The following is a 4,937-nucleotide window of genomic DNA, read 5'->3' on the forward strand; positions in this document are numbered from 1 at the left end:
CTAAAGTGTGCTATAAGCAGTCAGACCGTGCCATGGTCTTTATTCTTTCCGATTAGGTAAATTACTGATGACTGAAGCTAAACGCGCCCTCATTACCGGCATCACCGGTCAAGATGGTTCCTATCTGAGCGAATTATTATTAGAAAAAGGTTACGAAGTCCACGGTATCATCCGTCGTACTTCAACTTTTAACACCGATCGCATCGATCATATCTACATTGACCCCCACCAGCCGGATGCTAAATTATTTCTTCATTATGGCGACCTCACCGACGGGACGACCCTGCGGCGTATCCTCGAACAAGTGCAACCGGTAGAAGTGTATAATTTAGGGGCCCAATCCCATGTGCGGGTTAGTTTTGATGCCCCAGAATACACCGTTGATGCTGTCGGTGTGGGAGTTTTGAGATTACTAGAAGCAATTCGGGATTACCAAAAAAGAACCGGCATCGAAGTGCGTTTCTATCAAGCAGGTTCCTCGGAAATGTTCGGGAAAGTCATGGAAGTTCCCCAAAAAGAAACCACGCCATTTTATCCCCGCAGTCCCTACGCTTGTGCGAAAGTTTACGGTCACTGGCAAACAATCAACTATCGGGAATCCTACGACTTATTTGCCTGTAACGGCATTTTATTTAATCATGAATCCCCCCGGCGGGGAGAAACTTTTGTCACGCGCAAAATTACCCGCGCTTTGGCCCGAATTATTGCCAGACAACAGAAAAAACTCTATCTAGGAAATCTCGATTCTAAACGGGATTGGGGTTATGCTAAGGATTATGTGCGGGCGATGTGGTTAATGTTACAACAGGAAGAACCGGATGATTATGTGGTGGCGACAAATGAAACCTATTCTATCCGGGAGTTTCTCGATATTTCTTTCCAATACGTTAATTTAAATTGGCAGGATTATGTGGAGTTTGATGAACGTTATTTGCGTCCGGCGGAAGTGGATTTATTGATAGGAGATTCTACAAAAGCCAGGGAGAAATTAGGCTGGCAGCCGTCGGTAACGTTTGAGGGACTGGTAAAATTAATGGTAGATGCGGATTTAGCGGCTTTGGGGATTAATCTTAATAACGGTGGTGATAGCCAACAGTTATTAAAAGATTTGGCTTATCTTCGCAATCGTTCGATGACAACTGTGGATTAAAGAGGTGAAAATATGCTCAATTTAAGCGAACAGAGAATCGTCGTCACCGGGGGGGCCGGATTTTTAGGTCGGCAAGTAGTTAATCAATTAATTGCAGCGGGGGCAAATCCCGAAAAAATTACAATTCCTCGGTCAAAGGATTGTGATTTAAGAGTTTGGGAAAACTGTCAACGTTTAGCCGACCAAGAAGATTTAATTATCCATTTGGCTGCCCATGTGGGAGGCATCGGTCTCAATCGGGAAAAACCCGCCGAATTATTCTATGATAATTTGATGATGGGAACCCAATTAATTCACGCTGCCTATCTAGCAGGAGTACAAAAATTTGTCTGTGTGGGGACAATTTGTGCCTATCCAAAATTTACTCCAGTACCTTTCCATGAAGACGATTTATGGTCAGGATATCCCGAAGAAACCAATGCGCCATACGGGATCGCTAAAAAGGCTTTATTGGTACAATTAGAGTCTTATCGTTTGCAGTATGGTTTCAACGGAATTTATCTTTTACCGGTAAATTTATACGGGCCAGAGGATAATTTTGATCCGGGTAGTTCCCATGTAATTCCTGCTTTAATTCGCAAGGTTTATGAGGCACAACAACGGGGGGATAAACAACTTCCTGTCTGGGGAGATGGTAGTCCAACCCGGGAGTTTCTCTACTCCACCGATGCAGCACGCGGCATTGTCATGGCCAGTCAGTTCTATAATGAATCAGACCCGATTAATCTTGGTACAAATTATGAGATTTCTATCAAAGATTTAGTCGAATTAATCTGTGATTTAATGGGTTTTGATGGCGAAATTGTTTGGGAAATAGATAAACCGAATGGTCAACCGCGACGCTGTTTAGATACAACCCGCGCTCAGGAAAAATTCGGTTTTGTTGCTCAAATGGAATTTAAAGAAGGTTTGCGAAAAACCATTGAATGGTATAGGCAAAACGCCGCTTAGTTCAGATAGCTGGTGTGTTAGATAAATAACTAACACACCAGATTTTTTTTAGGTTACTGACCGGTAAAATCAGAACGAAGGGTTAATTTTAAATCTTCCTTGGGGTTAATTGACAATAATTCCACCGATTCTCCTCGTAATAACCAGCCGGCTAATACTTCTAATCCTCCTCCTCGTAATAATCCCTCGCTAACCGGTTGGTCAGAGATAAAGGAAGCGAGGACAGAAGCGGCGGATTTTCCTAATACTGCACCGTGGATAATTTTATCGGGGTTAACTCCTTTAATTATCCTTTCTAGACGAGTGAAAACTGCCGAAATAGCATCGATAGATTTTTCTTGGGGTTGAGGGGTTTTTAAAAAGATTTTTTGGGATAGAAAACGCGAACCTTGACCGTCAGGTTTAATTTCTCCGATAATCTGACTACCATCGGGAATAATTGTCTGTCCTTGGGAATTTTTGATATTATCGGTGACGGTCAGAGATAAAGAAAAAGTTTCTTGTTTGGTTAAAAGAATTTTTTTCCCTTGCTCGTATTTTACAGGGATGTCTGTGCCGGCAGGAATTAATTGATTATTCCCCAAAAGAATCGGTTTAATCGGGTTAATTGGGGCGAATTGACGTGCGATCGCAGGAGTCAAAGAGAGGGAGACCACAACGAAAGAAGCACTTAAAAGCATTGTTAATAGGGTCAGAGGATGATGACGACCCTGCTTTTGAAAATATAGCATCTTACCCTTGAGTTTCCTAGTGGGAGCGAATTAAAGACAGAGACGAAAGCGGGAAAAAGTTTGTTTCCAAGCAGGAAAATGCGGGAAAAAGGAGAATTTTAGCAAAAAATAACTGATATTTCCGACTAATTGCCAGTTGTTAGTTTAGTTGGTCTATTGAAACGCCAAAACTCTTGATTTGTCCGCAGTTCTTAGTTTTACACGGTCAATGGATAACAATAACTATTTCTGAGCAAATTATAGGTTCACTCCTATCAAAAAAAAATCACCCGATCGAATTAAAATCTGTGAAAAAATGTAACAATTGTGACAAAAAACTGAGGGAGTGGGGAATTATGAATTAAGAATTATGAAGTGGGAAGTGGTGAGTGGTGCGCTTGTACTAATCTAATACTCAGTTTAAATGCAGTAAAGCCTACTAAAGATAGAAATAGAGAGAGTGAAAGATTGCTAGACTACTAGGGGTGGGTAGCTAAAAAAGTCTCTCCTCTAACCGCATAATGACACAATTAATACTAAATCCGCTGAGTATAGGCTATTTATGAGGACAGGCAAAAGGCAAGAGGCAAAAGGAGGAATAAATAATCAGTCTTTAATAACTGGATTTAGTATAACTTTAATTTTTGCGATCGAGTAAACCAAGAATATTCTCCCCGATCACCCGTGAACTGGATGCTGTTGCTAAAATAATCTTCATAAGTCCCCAAGCTACCGAAACGAGCAAAGAGAGAATCGCCACTTTATCAATTAATCAATTATGGATTTACTCGAATACCAAGCCAAGGAAATATTTGCTCAAGTAGGTATCCCCATTTTACCTTCCCAACCAATCCACGAACCGGGGGGACTAAAAAGATTAAACATTCCCTATCCTATCGTGCTGAAATCCCAGGTACGCACGGGAGGCCGGGGAAAAGCAGGAGGAGTGAGATTTGTCGCTAATACCATTGATGCGATCGCTGCTGCCCATGCTATCTTTCATTTACCGATCGCCGGAGAATATCCAGAGGTAATCTTAGCAGAAGCCAGGTATAATCCGCAACAGGAGATATTTTTAGCCATTTTACTCGATTATCATCTGCAAAGACCGGTTTTACTGGGTGCGAGTCAAGGGGGGATGGATGTGGACAGTTTACTGGCAACCATGCAAAAAGTGGTCATCGAAGCGAGATTTTCCCCCTATCTCTGTCGGCAATTAGCCGTATCTATGGGTTTAAGAGGGTCTTTGATCGAGTCTATCAGTCAAATTCTCGAAAAAATGTATAGTCTCTTTGTCAGCAAAGATCTCGATATTATCGAGATTAATCCCCTGGGTATCAACGAAGCCGGGGAAGTGATGGCCCTAGATGGCAAAATAAGTGTTAATGATGCCGCTTTAGCTAGACATCTCGATCTTCTGGCCTTGACCCCTCCCCAATTACAATCCCCTTGGTCGATAATTGATCAAACTGGCCAAATAGCCGTGATCAGTAATGGCCAGGGTTTGATGTCCACTGTCTGGGATGCCTTAGCCAGCAAGGAGGCAAAACTGGCAGCATGGCTTATACTGGAGGAAAGACTAGAATTAGAGCAATTAAACGAGCAAATAGAGGCTGGTCTGCAACAATTCCAACTATTGCCTAATTTAAAAGTGGTTATCGTTGATATTATCAGTTATCCCGACTTTGGCCAAAAAGCGATCGAGAGTATTAGCCATTACTACCGCAGTTATAGCCCATTATCACCCAGCCGGGGCAGCGGCGAACGAACGATCCGGGCTACCCGACAGGAAAGACAAACCTTGGAACCCCGCTCTTTTCTCAATCCCACCCTACCACAAATAATTTTTCGCGTCCTAGCTGACAGCAAAGCGATCGATCTCAGTCAGAGTTTAGCTGATGTTAACTTTCATTGGTTAGAGTCTTTAGAAGAGGTAGTCACTGCAGCAATTAAATTAGCCTAGAATCAGTGATCAGTAGCAATTCTCATCGAAAATTTGGGTCTGAAACCCCGCCGTTTTACGGCGGCTTTGCTGTTAAATATGAGCATCGTTTACGAAATATATGCTAAAATGTGAGGTATGGAAAAAGCCTATTCTTACCGATTTTACCCCACACCCGAACAAG

The 4,937-nt window shown here is 42.3% G+C and carries 5 protein-coding genes; 4 read left to right on the forward strand and 1 reads right to left on the reverse strand.

All coding sequences use genetic code 11. The features are described 5' to 3' along the window. Positions 1-67 precede the first annotated feature (67 nt). The gene (gene gmd, locus IM450_RS16925; RefSeq protein WP_287720657.1) at positions 68-1,150 is read left to right on the forward strand and encodes a GDP-mannose 4,6-dehydratase; all 1,083 of its coding nucleotides are present in this window, start codon (positions 68-70) and stop codon (positions 1,148-1,150) included. A gap of 12 nt (positions 1,151-1,162) precedes the next feature. Beyond that, the gene (locus IM450_RS16930) at positions 1,163-2,101 is read left to right on the forward strand and encodes a GDP-L-fucose synthase family protein (RefSeq protein WP_002803221.1); all 939 of its coding nucleotides are present in this window, start codon (positions 1,163-1,165) and stop codon (positions 2,099-2,101) included. 53 nt (positions 2,102-2,154) lie between these two features. Here IM450_RS16930 and IM450_RS16935 read toward each other — a convergent pair whose 3' ends face one another. Then, on the reverse strand, positions 2,155-2,832 hold the full coding sequence (locus tag IM450_RS16935) for a hypothetical protein (RefSeq protein ID WP_002803220.1): 678 nt from the start codon (positions 2,830-2,832) through the stop codon (positions 2,155-2,157). A gap of 757 nt (positions 2,833-3,589) precedes the next feature. Here IM450_RS16935 and IM450_RS16940 point away from each other — a divergent pair. Both IM450_RS16940 and IM450_RS22590 read left to right on the forward strand, forming a co-directional pair. After that, positions 3,590-4,774, forward strand: coding sequence for an ATP-grasp domain-containing protein (locus IM450_RS16940; RefSeq protein ID WP_002803219.1), 1,185 nt, complete (start codon positions 3,590-3,592; stop codon positions 4,772-4,774). Between the two features lie 117 nt (positions 4,775-4,891). Continuing rightward, positions 4,892-4,937 (forward strand): helix-turn-helix domain-containing protein (locus tag IM450_RS22590; RefSeq protein WP_353736998.1); only part of this gene is annotated, 46 nt, incomplete at its 3' end.

The sequence above is a fragment of the Microcystis sp. M083S1 genome, assembly GCF_020246405.1.
GTDB lineage: Bacteria > Cyanobacteriota > Cyanobacteriia > Cyanobacteriales > Microcystaceae > Microcystis > Microcystis aeruginosa_C.